The following is a 13,583-nucleotide window of genomic DNA, read 5'->3' on the forward strand; positions in this document are numbered from 1 at the left end:
GCATTCACCTCTCTGCAGACAATACGGGAGAGGCGTCCCGATTGTTCCGAAGAAAGGCAAAAATTCGTCGCGTGCGCTCTTCTACACGCCGCGCAGCTGGGTGTTGGGGATGGCTTTGCGCAGTTCGGGAAGGAGGGCCTCGAGGTCGTCGGGGTTCCAGGCGTGCAGGGCGCCGGGGCCGGCAAGTACGGTGTCGGCGTCGACGAAGCTCTGCAGGTGCCAGGCATGGGCGCCGGCGATCCAGCGGGAGAGCGCCACAAGGTCGGCCGCCCCGTGCAGCTCGCGCGTGACGGTGGTGCGGAACTCGTAGGGCACCGCGTCGGCGAGCAGGTAATCGACCGATGCGGCGACGGGCGCCGGGTCGAAGCCGGGTACGCCGACGGTTTCCGCGTAGCGCTCGGGCGCGTTCTTCACGTCCAGCGCCACATAGTCCACGAGCCCGCTTTCGACGAGCTCGCGCAGCCGGTCGGGAAAGCTGCCGTTCGTGTCCAGCTTCACCGCGAAGCCCGCGCCTTTGATGCGGGCGCAGAAATCGGCCAGCTCGGGCTGGAGCAGCGGCTCGCCGCCGGTGATGCACACGCCGTCGAGCAGGCCGTGCCGCTTGTCTAGGAACGCGAAGAACTCCTCGACCGGCGTATCGCCGGTTGCATCGCCCGCGCCCAGCACGAGCGCGGCGTTGTGGCAGAAGGGGCAGCGGAAGTTGCATCCCGGGAGGAAAACGGTGGCCGCAGTGTGCTCGGGGAAGTCCAACAATGTCAGCTTCTGCAATCCGGCTATTCTCATGGGTCGGCTCCTTGGACAAGAGAACGGGAGCCCGAACACCGTTCGGGCTCCCGACATCATAGGACGCACGGCCGCATTCCGCAAACGCGGCCCGGTTGGACGCGCCGTCTAACCGGTCACTTCCTCGAGCGTGTAGAGGACGGGACGGTTCGGCTCGGCAGCACCATCGGTGGAGAAGCGGTCTGCAAGGTACGCGGAGTACGCCTGTTCGAAGTCGTCCACGGGGACAAGCCGGTAGGTTTTGGTTGCGGTTGTTCCGTCGTTGAACGTGGCGGTGATGGCGATCTTGGCCTGCGAGATTATCTCGGCATCATGCTGGCCGAGCACAAGCTCGAATTTGTCAGACGCCTCGTTCCATGCGGCGATTTCCTCTTCGGTCATGTTGTCGCGCGGAACCCGAGGCTGGGCGGTGCTGGCTTGGAGCTCGTCCCACGCCTGCCTGTCGCTGCCCTCGAGCACGTAGCTCAGGCAGATTTCATGGTGTACGCGATCGATGGCGCTCATGTCCTGGTCGTGGTAATCGACGGTGAACGTACTGTCTTGGTCTGCGGTTGCCACGGCGCTTCCCACCTCGGGTTCGCCGTTCGATTCAAGGTACTCGCTCGTCAGCTGCCAGTTGTTGAAGGAGACCCCTTCGCCCTGAAGCTCGTAGGTAATGGAGGCGATGTTCTCGCCCGAGCAGGTGAGGTTCAGGTTGTAGGCGCGCGATGCCACGATAGGGCCCGGATACGAACCAGTTTCGGCATCGAAGAGGGGTCCGGTCGACGCGCGCATGAGCATGAAATCCTGGGAGCTCAACGTAACCGGCCCGTTCGCCGGCGTCCCGCCCTCGTCGGCGAAGGCGGCCAGCTGGAACGAGTTGGCGACTGCCGGGACGTCGTCGTTCCCAACCAGGCCGGGCAGTCCCAGCGCGATGGCCGTGCCGCCCAGGCCCAGGGCTAGCACGGTGCAGGCGGCTAGGGCGAAGCCCTTCATGCGGCTGCGCTTCACGGAGAACACGGGAGTTGCAGGCGCCTCGCGTGTCGGAGTGGGAGCGCTCGGCTGCGGCGTGCGGGTTGCGTTGGCCGCACGGGCGCTGCAGCTTGCCGCTGCGGCTGATTCGACCTTATCGGCAGCCAGCCGGGCGCGGGCCTGTTCGAGCACCTGGTCGGGCAGGTGGGCAGGCACATGGGTGTCGTGCATCATGGACTGGTAGCGGTCCAAGGGGTCGGTACTCATAGGGTGCCTCCTTTCAAGGGGAGGATGGAGTGGTCAGTCGGGGGGGGGGCTATTCGGCGGTCAGCGCTGCGGCGTTGGGCGGCCGCGGCAGGGTGGGCGTGCCGCTGGTCGCGGACGCGTTTCCGCTGTTCGGGAGCGTTGCGGGCGCGCCTTCGGCAGCGTCGGCCTCCATCAGCTCCCTGATGCGCGCCCGGGCGCGGAACAGCCAGGTGCGTGCCGTCGCGGGCCGGCAATCCAGTGCGCTCGCTATCTCCTCGGTCGAGTAGCCCTCCACGTAGTGCAGGTGCACGGCCGTGCGCTGCTGCTCGGGCAGCTGGCCCACGGCGTCCCAGACGGCGGCGTCCTCGTCGTCGCGCGCGGGGGAGTCGGGCGCGTCCCATTCGGGGTCGAGCGCGACTGTGCGGCGCTTCCAGCCCGACCGTGCCAGGTCGCGGCACCGGTTCACGGTCACGCGCAGCAGCCATGCCTTCAGATGCTCAGGGCTCTCGAAAGCCGTGCCGCTGTCCAGCAGCCGCAGGAACACGTCTTGGTACACGTCCTCCGCGTCGGCGCGCGATCTGGTCTGGCCGAGCGCCAGCCGGTATACCGCATCGCCCCAATCGGCCATGGCCTGCCTGAGGAACGCCTCGGGATGCGGGTTCGCCCCGCTTTGCCGCAGCGCCGCGGGCTCTCGCAACGCCCCGTCTTCCGCTCGTTCATGATTCGGCATGGTTTCACCTCCTTGAAGAAGCATACGATCAAGAAGGAGGGAATGTTTCAGAGAAAGGAAAAGCCGCACTAAAAAGAACGCCGCACCCCATAACGGGGAGCGGCGTTCGCGAGAAGGGGAGGGGCGAGGCCCCTCCCCATTGAGAACGGCCGGTGCCTATCCGAGTGCTCCGATGCGGAAGGCCAGCACGCCGGGCATGTCTTCGTGGCCGTAGTACACGAACGAGAATCCGGGGTTGGCCAGCATCTCATCGCTGATCACATACAGCACCGATACCTCGCGCGTCTCGCCAGGTTCCATCATCTGGAAGTAGTAGTGCGATTCCCAGGCGGGTCCATCGTGGCCGCTGCGCCAGATCGCCTCGGAGAGCATGTCTCTCCCGGAAGTGTACCGATTGCCGCCGTCCGGCTGGAGCGTGACGAAGAACCCTTGGGTCAGGAACACGTCGGCCTGCTCGCTGGAGTTGTTCGTCACCGTCTTTGTGATCAGCACGTACGAGAAGCCGGGCGACAGCGTTCCGTCGGCCGCGATGGAGAACTTCCCACGCACATCGATGCTGCCGGTCTCCTCGTCGCGCCGGCCGCCGCTGCCTTCGTAGTACAGGATGAGGTCCTCCACCGCCACGCCCTCGGGCAACCCGTCCAGGCGTTCGACGCGCTCGAACGTGGTCGTGGTGTCTGCCTCGTGGTACGGCTGCATGGACGCGAGGTCGGCGACGTTGCCCTTCTCGATGGTCGGGCCCGGCGGCACGTTGGACTTGCTGTTGGATGCATCGCCATCGGGCGAGGTCTCGGGCGGCAGTTCGAGCTCTCGCGGCTGCGTGAGCGGTTCGGTGAGGAAGGGGTACGACGCCTCGCCGCAGGGGAACGGCTCGTCCGTCTCGCTCGCGACCGTGCCGTACAGCGTGTGGATGGAGGCGATGCCCTGGTTGTAGGCCTCCCAGAACTCGTCCGTGGTCTTCTTCGCCTCGGTGGTGATCTGGGGCACCAGCTCCAGCACGTGGTTCACCCCGTCGGCGGTCTCGATGATGTTGGCTTTGAAATCGGCGGCGTGCAGGTCTACCACCTGCGTGGCCGTGCGGCCGTCCGTGAACGTGACGGTGATGGTGAGCTGTGCGCCGTCGAGCGTGTCGAGGGCGGCGTTCATGCTGGCCAGCCCGTCAAGCTCCCCGCGATCGTTCTCAACGGCATCGAACGGCTCGTTCGTCCACAGCCCGAAGCGGTACTCGCTTGCGCTCGCTTCGGGCGCGTCCATGGCGGAGGTGTCGACCGTGGACCCGAGCCGCTGGTAAAGGTTGGACTTGCCCGTTCTGCTGGGGTCATTGCGGTCTTTCCCCACGTTTTCGTCGCCGGGTTCGATGGTGCCGTAATACAGAACGCCGGCCACGTAGTCGTACTTTCCCAGCAGCTCTCCCTGCCCGATCTTATAGGGTTTCCAACTGTTGACTTCCTTTACAAACTCCGGGTCGTTCTCGCGCGACCATACCTTGCTCGTCACCCGGTACAGCTCGCCGCGCGACACGTTCGCCTGGACGCGGGCGATGTTGTCGCCCTCCACGCTGAACACGCAGCCGGTGTAGAAGCCCTCGTTGGCGTACTCGTCGCCTTCGGGCGGGATCATGCGCTGCGTCTCCGTCTCGCAGTTAAAGACGATGGTGCCGTTCGAGCCGGTGGGGAACAGGGTGTCGTCAACCGCGCCGTAGGCCTTCACGGCGAACGCGGTGGGGGATATCCCCGCAGGCAGGGAACCGCTTCCCTGCGGCCACGCGAGCGAGATGCCCACGACCGCCGCGAGTGCGGCCAGGCAGGCGGCCAGGGCGAGCCTGCGGATCGCGGGCCGTTTGGCGCGCGGACGAGCGCTGGGCTTGCGGGCGGATCCGCTGTGCGAAGATGCGCCCGGGCCCGCGCACGGCCGCGCCTCGTTGCAAGCTGCGCCGCTGCCTGCGGGCACCTTCCCGGTTGCGCCTGCGGCCCGTCGTTCGGCCGCCGCCTTCTTCAGCACTTCGTCACGCAGGCGGTCGGAGGTTCTCACCTCCTGCATCTTCGCAGCATAATCGTTGAAGGGGTCCTGGCTCATGGTCGGCCTCCTTTCCGGAAGACGGGGAATCGGTGGTTGCGGGGCGCGCGGGCCGGGTGCTTGCGAACGTGCTGCGGGCGGGGCGCGAAAAAGCGGAGCCGTCGTCCGCGAGCGATGCGCCTGCAGGTTGGCAGGGCGCAGGGCGGCCTGCGAGGTCCGCGGTCTCGAGGGCGGCCTTCAGGTGCTTGCGGGCGCGGTGAAGGCGCGTGCGCGCCGTGGAGGGGCGGCATCCCACGAGGGCGGCCGCCTCGTCGGTGGAATAGCCCTCCACGTAGTGCAGGTGCACCACGGCGCGCAGGTCGGGCGGGAGGGCGCCGATGGCGTTCCAGATGTCGGATTCCAGCAGGTCGGGAGCCTCGACGGCCAGGGCCGCATGGCGTTCTGCAAGCGGCTCGTTGCGGCGTTTCCATCCCGAGCGCCCGATGTCGCGGCAACGGTTGATGGTCACGCGCAGCAGCCACGCCTTCAGGTGCTCGTCGTCGTTGAACGCCGTGCGGTCCTTGAGCAGGCGGACGAACACGTCTTGGAACACGTCCTCGGCATCGGAGGCGTCGCGCAGCTGGCTCAGCGCCAGCCGCAGCACCGTGTCGCCCCAGCGGTGCATGGCATCCTCGAGGAACGCATCGGGGCGCAGGCCGTCGGCGTCCGCCGAGTCGTGGCTGCAGGGGATATGTTCGGGCATGGGTTTCACCTCCTCGACCATAACACGAACGAAGCGCCGCGATTGTTCGCGGTGGGGAAAATCGTGTCGGCGCACCCTCCGCGGGCAGACGCCGATCGTGCAGATGCGGTCGCGACCGCCCGGCGGCAGCGGGGGCACCCTCGGCGAGAACAACCGTCGCCCGTCGGCCGAGGGCGCCCTCTCGAACGCCCTCCGTTTTCTTCTCGTGCACGCTTCGTTCCCTGCGGTGACAGCTCGCGCCGATTGTGGGACAATGGGGCGTGAAATATTACTCTTCGCATGTGAGGTATGAGCGCCATGTCTGCCCAGTTCAACATCAAAGCGGCCGACCCCGCCGCCGTCTCGCGCATCGAGCGCGGGCTGGGGCTTCCGCGTTTCGTGGCCGCGACGCTCGTCGCGCGCGGCATCTCCGAGCCTTCCGAGGTCCGCGCCTTCCTGGAGCCCTCGCTCGATCGCGACTGGCTCGATCCCTACACCATACCCGGCCTGTCCGAGGTGGCGGACGCGTTGGAGCAGGTCATGCGCGCCGACGGCCGCATCCTCGTGTTCGGCGACTTCGACCTCGACGGCATCTCGGCCACGTCCGTGCTCACGCGCGGCCTGCGTGCGCTCGGCGCCCACGCCGACCCGTTCATCCCGCGGCGCTTCGAGGAGGGTTACGGCCTGACCGAGGCCGCCTTCGCGCGCGCCCGCACGCTCAACCCCGACTTCATCGTCACGGTGGACTGCGGCATCGCCTGCAAGGCGGAGGCGGCCGCCATCGTGGCCGCCGGCGTGGGCCTGGCCGTCACCGACCACCACGAGCCGGTCGACCTCGTGCCCGAGGACGTGCCCGTGGCCGACCCGAAGTGCGACGAGAACTGCGAGAGCGCCATCCTGGCCGGCGTGGGCGTGGCCTTGAAGCTCGTGCAGGTGCTGGGCGGCCGCTTCGGCTACCCACACCTGTGGCGAAGCTACACCGACCTGGCCACGCTCGGCACGGTGGCCGACCTCATGCCCATGCGCGGCGAGAACCGCGCGCTCGTGTCCGACGGCATCCGCCGCATGAACAGCGCCCCGCGCCCCTGCATCGCGGCGCTGCTGGGCTCGAGCGGCGCGGCCGACAAGCCCGTCTCCGCCACGAACCTCAGCTTCTCGCTCATTCCGCGCCTCAACGCCGCCGGACGCATGGGCGACGCGCAGCTGGCGCTCGACCTGCTCATGACCGACGACTTCGACGCCGCCTGCCGTCTGGCGGCCGAGCTCGAGGCCGTGAACGACCAGCGCCGCACCATCGAGGCCGAGCTCTCCGAGATAGCGAAGGCCCAGGCTGCCGACGTCTACCGTGGCCAGCGCGCGCTCGTGGTGTCGGGGGACGGCTGGCACGAGGGCGTGAAGGGCATCGTGGCCAGCCGCCTGGTGAACACCTACGGCGTGCCCAGCCTGCTGTTCACCATAACCGGCGACGAGGCGCGCGGCTCGGGCCGCAGCGTGGGCCAGGTGAACCTGTTCAAGGCCGTGGAGGCCGCATCCGACCTGGTCACGCGTTTTGGCGGGCATGAGGCCGCCGTGGGCGTCACCCTGCCCACGGCCAACCTGCCGGAGTTCGAGCGCCGCCTGTGCGCCTACATGGACGAGCTGCCCGAGGGCGCGTTCCACCCGCTCATCGAGATCGACGCCTGCGTCGCGCTCGGCGAGCTCACGCTGGAGAACGTGGAGAAGCTGGACACGCTCGCCCCCTTCGGCCAGGAGAACCCCGTGCCGTGCTTCCTCGCGCGCGACGTCACCCTCGCGAACTGCCGCGCGGTGGGCGCGGAGAAGAACCACTTCTCGTGCGCGCTTTCCGACGGACGCAACACGGTGGCCGGCATCATGTTCCACTGCACGGACATCGAGGCGCTCATGCACACCGACAGCGTGGTCAACGCCGCGTTCGAGGTGCAGATAGACGAATGGCGCGGCCGCCGCTCGGTGAAGGCCATGCTGCAGTCGCTCGCCCCCGCGCGCACATGCTGCGCGCTCGAGGCGTGCCTCGACCCGGTGGAGCGCTCGTTCGTGGCCGACCTGTACGCCACGAGCGATGCGGAGCTCTGCGCCGACGTGGCCCACAACCCCGAGGACATCGAGGCCTACGAGGCGGCCCGCGCCGCGCGGCGCGCCGAGTGGGAGCGCCGTGCGCACGAGGACCCGGCGGGCCTCGAGGCCGACATCGTGCGGGCCATCATCGGGGACGGCTCGCTCCATGCGTCGCAGCGCACCGTGCTCGACTGCCTGGACGCGGGCCGCTCGGTGCTGGCCGTCATGGCCACGGGGCGCGGCAAGTCGCTCCTGTTCCAGGTGCATGCGGCCGAGCGCGCCCTGCGCGAGGGCACGGCCAGCCTGTTCGTGTACCCGCTGCGCGCGCTGATCGCCGACCAGGCGTTCCACCTGAACGAGGCGCTGGAGCCCTTCGGCATCGCCGTGGCGGTGCTCACGGGCGAGAGCACGCCCGAGGAGCGCCGCCAGACGTTCGCGGGGCTTGCGGACGGCTCGGTGGACATCGTGCTCACCACGCCCGAGTTCCTGGGCTACCACGCCGGGGAGTTCGCGCGCCCGGGCCGCGTGGGCTTCGTGGTGGTGGACGAGGCGCACCACATCGGCCTGGCCCGCGCGGGACAGCGCCCCGCCTATGCCGCCATCGGGCAGGCCGTGGAGCAGCTGGCCGCCGGCGTCCGCACGGCGGGCCGCCCCGCGCCCACGGTGCTCGCGCTCACCGCCACGGCCGACGACGGCATAGCCGACGCCATCCGAGGCGCCCTGCCGCTCGACGAGCTCGTGCTCGACGAGACGGAACGCGCGAACCTGGGCGTGGACGACCGGCGCAACCTGAAGAACCGCGACGACTACCTGGCGAACCTCGTGGCCGGCGGCGAGAAGACGGTCGTGTACGTGAACTCGCGCGAGCAGTCGGTGGCCGTGGCGCGCACTCTGCGCAAGCGCGTGCCGCAGATGGCGCCGCTCATCGGCTTCTACAACGCGGGCCTCACGCGTGCCGAGCGCGCACGGGTGGAGCAGCTGTTCCGCACCGATGCGCTCAAGGTGCTCGTGGCCACGTCCGCCTTCGGCGAGGGCGTGAACATACCAAACATCCGGCACGTGGTGCTGTACCACCTGCCGTACAACGAGGTGGAGTTCAACCAGATGAGCGGCCGTGCCGGCCGCGACGGCGCCGCCGCGCAGGTGCACCTGCTGTTCGGTCGCGGCGATGCGTGCGTGAACGAGCAGGTGCTGCGCGACATGACGCCCGACCACGACTGCCTGGCCCAGGTGTACCGCCGCCTGCGCGCGCTGCAGCGCGATCACGGCGACGGGTTCTTCACGCTGGGCAACGTGGATTTGGCCAAGCTCGCCAGCGAGGGCGGGCACGCCGTGAGCTCCCAGTCGGCGGCATGCGGCGTGGCCGTGTTCCGCGAGCTGGGGCTCATCGAAACGCACACGGCCTACGCGTCGGGCGAGATCACCCGCTCCATCCGTGTGGTGGACACCGCCAGCAAGGTGGAGCTCACCGACAGCGTGCGCTACCGCGAGGGCTTGGGCGAGCGCGCTATATTCAGCGCGTTCCGCGACTGGGCGATGGGCACCGACGCAGCCAGCCTGCACGTGCGTGTCTCGCGCCCCATCCTGCCGGGCTCCGCGCCGCGTGGAACGCGCTAGGACGAGGAAAGGAGGCGCACCGTTATGGGCAAAGCCGATCACAAGCGCGAAGAGCTGCTGGGGGAGCCGCTCGAACAGGCGTCGCATAAGCAGACGGTCGAGGACGACCTCTTGGGCCGCCCCCACGTGGCCCAGAAGGCGTTCGCCTCCGAAGGGCGCGCCGACGCGCGCAACCCGCACCGCACGGAGACGCCCGAGGAGCGCTTCGCCGAGCTCCAGCGGCTCACGTCCGCCTACCTCTCCGAGCCCGATCAGGCGCTGCTCGCCAAGGCGTTCCAGTTCGCCAGCGAGGCGCACGAGGGCCAGTGCCGCAAGAGCGGCGAGCCGTTCGTGGCGCACCCCGTGGAGGTGGCCATCATCCTGGCGGACCTGCGCATGGACGTGGAAACGCTCTGCGCGGCGCTCTTGCACGACACCGTCGAGGACACGTGCGTCACCACCGAGCAGGTGGCCGTCGAGTTCAACGAGCAGGTGGCCCAGCTGGTGGAGGGCGTGACGAAGATCACGCGCATCGAGGTGGAGAGCCTGTCCGACGAGCAGGCCGCCACCATCCGCAAGATGTTCGTGGCCATGAGCAAGGACATCCGCGTCATCGTCATCAAGCTGGCCGACCGCCTGCACAACATGCGCACCCTGGGCGCCCTGCGCGAGGACCGCCGCATCTTCAAGGCGCGCGAGACGCTGGAGATCTACGCGCCCATCGCGCACCGGCTGGGCATCAACAACATCAAGTGGGAGCTTGAGGACCTGTCGTTCTACTACCTGGAGCCGAACAAGTACAAGCAGGTCAGCCGCATGGTCACGGAGAGCCGCGCCGAGCGCGAGGGCTACCTGGACCAGATCATCGGCATCCTGCACGACGAGATGGAGAAGGTGGGCATCCAGGCCCAGATCATGGGCCGCCCGAAGCACCTCTACTCCATCTACCAGAAGATGACGCAGAAGGGCAAGGGCTTCTCCGAGATCTACGACCTCATTGCCGTGCGCATCATCGTGCCGTCGGTGAAGGACTGCTACTCGGCCCTCGGCGCGGTCCATACGCTGTGGCACCCGATGCCCGGCCGTTTCAAAGACTACATCGCCATGCCGAAGTACAACATGTACCAGAGCCTGCACACTACGGTCATCGGCCCGGCGGGACGCCCGCTCGAGGTGCAGATCCGCACCGAGGACATGCACCGCCAGAGCGAGTACGGCGTGGCCGCGCACTGGCGCTACAAGGAGAAGGGCGGCAAGAGCGGCGATGCCATCGACCAGCAGCTGGCGTGGCTCCGCCAGATGGTCGACTGGCAGGACGAGACGCAGGACTCGCGCGAGTTCCTGAAAGACCTGAAAGTGGATCTGGCGCCGTCCGAGGTGTTCGTGTTCACGCCGAAGGGCGAGGCCATGAGCCTGCGCGCCGGCTCAACGCCGGTTGATTTCGCCTACGCCATCCACACCGAGGTGGGCAACCACTGCGTGGGCGCGAAGGTGAACGGCGCCATCGTGCCGCTCACCTACGAGCTGCAGCTGGGCGACCGCGTGGAGATCCTCACGCAGAAGAGCGCGAGCCCTTCGCGCGACTGGCTGAACCTGGTGAAGACGCCGAGCGCACGCAGCAAGATACGCTCGTACTTCAGCAAGGTGAGCCGCGGCGACGATCTGCAGAACGGCCGCGACAAGCTCACGCGCGAGATGCGCAAGCATGGCCTGGGCATCTCCAGCGCGCAGTCCATGCGCGCGGTGAAGTCGGTGTCGGAGCATCTGGGCTACAACGATCCCGACGACATGCTCGTGAACATCGGCACGGGTAAGGAGAGCGCCCAGCACGTGGCGAACCGCCTGCTCAAGATACTGGTGGACAAGGGCAACGAGGCGGCCGAGACGGTGGGCCTGGGTGCGGGCGACATGTCCACGGGCAAGCTGCCGCCCATGCTCACCAGCGTGAAGCGCCCGAAAAAGCACGAGGCCCACAGCTCCAACGGCGTGGTGGTGAAGGGCATCGACGACGTGCTGGTGCGCCTGTCCCGGTGCTGCAACCCGGTGCCGGGCGACGAGATCCTCGGGTTCGTCACGCGCGGCCGTGGCGTGTCGGTGCACCGCGCAGACTGCCCGAACGCGCAGGACCTCATGACGGAACCCGAGCGCATCATCGAGGTGTCGTGGGAGAACGAGCCGTCGAAGAGCACGTCGTACCAGATCGAGGTGTTCGTGGAGGCGCTCGACCGCATGAACCTGCTGCGCGACGTGGCCGTGACGCTGTCCGAGGTGGGTGCGAACGTGCTGTCGTCGTCCACCACGTCGCATCGCGACGGCATGGCCGAGATGCGCTTTTTGTTCCAGGTTTCGGACATCAAGCACATCGACCTCATCCTGAGCAAGCTGCGCGGCATCGAGGGCGTGTTCGATGCCCGCCGCATGCTCCCCGGCGAGAGCGGCAAGAAGAAGAAATAGGGAAGGAACACCCCATGGCTTACCAGGCAAAAGGAACGTGCGTGTCGGTGGAGTACCTCGTGCTCGGCATGCTTGAGAACAACGTGTACCTCATCTCGGACGGGGAGTCCACCTTGGTGGTCGACCCCTCCTGCAAGGCGGATGCCATCCTGGAGGCGCTCGACGGCCGCAAGGTGGACGCCATCGTGCTCACGCACCGGCATTTCGACCATGTGGGCGCGGCGCGTGCCCTGCGCGAGAAGACGGGCGCACCCGTCATCGCCTCCGCCGTCGACGCCCCGGTGATCTCGGGCGACGAGGAGCTGCCGCGGGACGACCGGCCTTTCGAGACTTGCCCGGTCGACCTCACCGTGAAGGATGGCGACAAGGTCCAGGTGGGCGGCATGGCGTGGAAGGTCATCGCGACGCCCGGCCATACGAAGGGGGGCATCTGCCTGTACCTCGACCCGGAATGCACCGGGAACCCGGCCGCCGCTCCCGTGCTCGTGTCGGGCGACACGCTGTTCTGCGGTACGGTCGGCCGCACCGATTTCATCGGCGGCAGCATGGACGACATGCGCCGCTCCCTGAAGCGCCTGGCCCAGCTGCCCGACGATACGGTCGTCCTTCCCGGCCACAACGCCCTCACCACCATCGGCGCCGAGCGCGGCCGAGTGTTCAAGCTGTACGCGTAAGGCGGCCGCAAGGCGGCGCCGCGTGGGCGCCTAGCTCGCCTGCGCCCGTTCCTTCCTCCCCATCCAGGCTGCCACACCCAGGCATGCGATGCAGAACGCCGCGAACAGGGCCAGCCCCGGCACGTTCGAGCCGAAGACGGCCGTGCTCGCGGCCAGCACGAGCGGGGGAAAGAAGCCGCCCAGGCCTCCCCACATGGACACCAGGCCGTTCACCGGGCCGGCTTGTCCCAGGAAGTACGTGGGCACCAGCTTGAACACCGCGCCGTTGCCGATGCCGCATGCCGCGCTGATCAGATAGATGCCCGCCAGGTACACGGGCAGGCCAGGTGCCAGCGCCAGCGCCGCGGCGCCCACCGCGAGCGCAGCGAACACGACCGCCAGAAGCCGTAAGCAGTCATACCGGTCGGCCAGCCAGCCGCCCAAGACGCGCAAGGTTGCGGCCGCCACGATGAATGCGCTGGTGAGCATGCCTGCCGTCACGCCGTCCAGCCCATAGTGCGTCACAAGGAAGTTCGGCAGGTACACGGTGAGCGCCACGAACGCCCCGAACGTCACGAAGTAGAACAGCGACAGGGCCCACAGGCGCCCATCGCGCCACACGGTTTTGATCTGGGCCACGATGGGCGTCCTCACGCGCGGCTCGGCGCGGTCGCCCAGCACGAGGTTCACCGCTATGGCCGCCACGAGCAGCACCAGGTACAGCTTCACGGCCACACGCCAGTCCCAGGCCGCCGCCGCGAGGGGTGCGAGCCACGTGGTAAGCGCCGTGCCCATGTTGCCGAACCCGTACACTCCGTTCACGAAACCGTGACGCTCGCGCGGGTAGTATTTCGGCAGCGACGTCACGCCCACGGAGAACACGGAGCCGCCTATGCCCAGGAACACCCCGCCGGTGATGAGCGCCTCGTACGTGGTGGCCTCGCTGATGAGCCACACGGGGAGGAGCAGGCAGACGAAGCTGGCCAGGAACACCGTGCGTGCACCCAGCCGGTTCGTCAGGTAGCCCAACGGCACGCGCAGCACCGAGCCCAGGATCACGGGGACGGCCGTGACGAGCGCCACCCGATCAGGCGGAATGGCAATGTCCTGCAAGATGTACGGCAGCAGCGACGACAGGATCACCCACACCATGAAGCCCACGATGAGGTCGCCCGTCTGCAGCGGCAGCTGTATGCTCTTCTTCATGCGTTTGCTCCCCTCGAGCAAAGATGTCCCCCTCGTGCCGCCGGAGGCATCGGCCTCCCTGCGCGGCCCTCGCCTCCAATCCATAGCGGCATGCTTATATATTAGCAGTCGGCGCACGCGGCCCTTTGCCGAATGCCCGGTATTTTCTTTT

Annotated in this window: 9 protein-coding genes; 3 read left to right on the forward strand and 6 right to left on the reverse strand. The window is 67.9% G+C overall.

Annotated features, from left to right (window positions below):
- Window positions 1-81: 81 nt before the first annotated feature.
- The 5 genes from K9U15_RS03395 to K9U15_RS03415 form a co-directional block, all read right to left on the reverse strand.
- Window positions 82-783 carry an anaerobic ribonucleoside-triphosphate reductase activating protein gene (locus tag K9U15_RS03395; protein WP_096227296.1) on the reverse strand — a complete coding sequence of 234 codons (702 nt, stop codon included), beginning with the start codon at window positions 781-783 and terminating at the stop codon, window positions 82-84.
- A 108-nt stretch (window positions 784-891) separates the two neighbouring features.
- Window positions 892-2,001 (reverse strand): hypothetical protein, encoded by a 1,110-nt coding sequence (locus K9U15_RS03400; RefSeq protein WP_096227295.1) that lies wholly within the window; start codon window positions 1,999-2,001, stop codon window positions 892-894.
- Window positions 2,002-2,050: 49 nt separating this feature from the next.
- Complete coding sequence (locus tag K9U15_RS03405; protein WP_227115017.1) at window positions 2,051-2,710, reverse strand: RNA polymerase sigma factor; 660 nt, start codon at window positions 2,708-2,710, stop codon at window positions 2,051-2,053.
- Between the two features lie 156 nt (window positions 2,711-2,866).
- Complete coding sequence (locus K9U15_RS03410) at window positions 2,867-4,786, reverse strand: hypothetical protein (protein ID WP_096227294.1); 1,920 nt, start codon at window positions 4,784-4,786, stop codon at window positions 2,867-2,869.
- Window positions 4,716-5,468: an RNA polymerase sigma factor gene (locus tag K9U15_RS03415; RefSeq protein ID WP_227115018.1), complete on the reverse strand. Its 753-nt coding sequence runs from the start codon at window positions 5,466-5,468 to the stop codon at window positions 4,716-4,718. Before K9U15_RS03415 ends, K9U15_RS03410 begins: the two co-directional genes overlap by 71 nt.
- 297 nt (window positions 5,469-5,765) lie before the next feature.
- Here K9U15_RS03415 and recJ point away from each other — a divergent pair, with 297 nt between their 5' ends.
- From recJ to K9U15_RS03430, 3 genes are read left to right on the forward strand one after another with little or no spacing between them, the layout of a single operon-like run.
- Window positions 5,766-9,140, forward strand: coding sequence for a single-stranded-DNA-specific exonuclease RecJ (recJ, locus tag K9U15_RS03420; protein WP_096228596.1), 3,375 nt, complete (start codon window positions 5,766-5,768; stop codon window positions 9,138-9,140).
- Window positions 9,141-9,164: 24 nt separating this feature from the next.
- On the forward strand, window positions 9,165-11,573 hold the full coding sequence (locus K9U15_RS03425; RefSeq protein ID WP_096227293.1) for a bifunctional (p)ppGpp synthetase/guanosine-3',5'-bis(diphosphate) 3'-pyrophosphohydrolase: 2,409 nt from the start codon (window positions 9,165-9,167) through the stop codon (window positions 11,571-11,573).
- 14 nt (window positions 11,574-11,587) lie between these two features.
- Window positions 11,588-12,247 carry an MBL fold metallo-hydrolase gene (locus K9U15_RS03430; RefSeq protein ID WP_096227292.1) on the forward strand — a complete coding sequence of 220 codons (660 nt, stop codon included), beginning with the start codon at window positions 11,588-11,590 and terminating at the stop codon, window positions 12,245-12,247.
- A gap of 30 nt (window positions 12,248-12,277) precedes the next feature.
- Here the strand turns inward: K9U15_RS03430 and K9U15_RS03435 are convergent, their stop codons facing one another.
- Window positions 12,278-13,432, reverse strand: a complete 1,155-nt coding sequence (locus tag K9U15_RS03435; RefSeq protein WP_096227291.1) for an MFS transporter — start codon at window positions 13,430-13,432, stop codon at window positions 12,278-12,280.
- Between the last annotated feature and the right edge of the window lie 151 nt (window positions 13,433-13,583).

Source organism: Gordonibacter sp. RACS_AR68 (genome assembly GCF_030418485.1).
Classification (GTDB): Bacteria; Actinomycetota; Coriobacteriia; order Coriobacteriales; family Eggerthellaceae; genus Gordonibacter; species Gordonibacter urolithinfaciens.

Coding starts and splice junctions, on each gene's coding strand:
- K9U15_RS03395 (WP_096227296.1), bottom strand. CDS start 783: ATGAGAATAGCCGGATTGCAGAAGCTGACATTGTTGGACTTCCCCGAG.
- K9U15_RS03400 (WP_096227295.1), bottom strand. CDS start 2,001: ATGAGTACCGACCCCTTGGACCGCTACCAGTCCATGATGCACGACACC.
- K9U15_RS03405 (WP_227115017.1), bottom strand. CDS start 2,710: ATGCCGAATCATGAACGAGCGGAAGACGGGGCGTTGCGAGAGCCCGCG.
- K9U15_RS03410 (WP_096227294.1), bottom strand. CDS start 4,786: ATGAGCCAGGACCCCTTCAACGATTATGCTGCGAAGATGCAGGAGGTG.
- K9U15_RS03415 (WP_227115018.1), bottom strand. CDS start 5,468: ATGCCCGAACATATCCCCTGCAGCCACGACTCGGCGGACGCCGACGGC.
- recJ (WP_096228596.1), top strand. CDS start 5,766: ATGTCTGCCCAGTTCAACATCAAAGCGGCCGACCCCGCCGCCGTCTCG.
- K9U15_RS03425 (WP_096227293.1), top strand. CDS start 9,165: ATGGGCAAAGCCGATCACAAGCGCGAAGAGCTGCTGGGGGAGCCGCTC.
- K9U15_RS03430 (WP_096227292.1), top strand. CDS start 11,588: ATGGCTTACCAGGCAAAAGGAACGTGCGTGTCGGTGGAGTACCTCGTG.
- K9U15_RS03435 (WP_096227291.1), bottom strand. CDS start 13,432: ATGAAGAAGAGCATACAGCTGCCGCTGCAGACGGGCGACCTCATCGTG.